The 274-nt window shown below is 63.9% G+C and carries 1 protein-coding gene; it reads left to right on the forward strand.

Going from position 1 to position 274, the window contains the following annotated elements; translation table 11 throughout:
* Positions 1–274, forward strand: a 274-nt coding sequence (locus R0J88_RS20040) for a GDP-mannose 4,6-dehydratase (RefSeq protein WP_410900882.1), incomplete at both ends; no start/stop codon positions are given.

A 274-nucleotide genomic window follows, 5' to 3' on the forward strand; every position in this document is an offset into this window, starting at 1 on the left:
CGGCGCCGGCTTTCTCGGTTCGCATCTGTGCGAACGCCTCGTGACGTCCGGGCACGACGTGCTGTGCGTCGACAATTTCTATACGGGGACGAAGGACAACATCGCGCACCTGCTCGACGCGCCGAACTTCGAGCTGATGCGCCACGACGTGACGTTTCCGCTGTACGTCGAGGTCGACGAGATCTACAACCTCGCGTGCCCCGCGTCGCCGGTGCACTACCAGCGCGATCCGGTACAGACGACCAAGACCAGCGTGCACGGCGCGATCAACCTG

Source organism: Pseudoalteromonas sp. SIMBA_162 (assembly GCF_046535955.1).
Classification (GTDB): Bacteria; Pseudomonadota; Gammaproteobacteria; order Enterobacterales; family Alteromonadaceae; genus Pseudoalteromonas; species Pseudoalteromonas marina.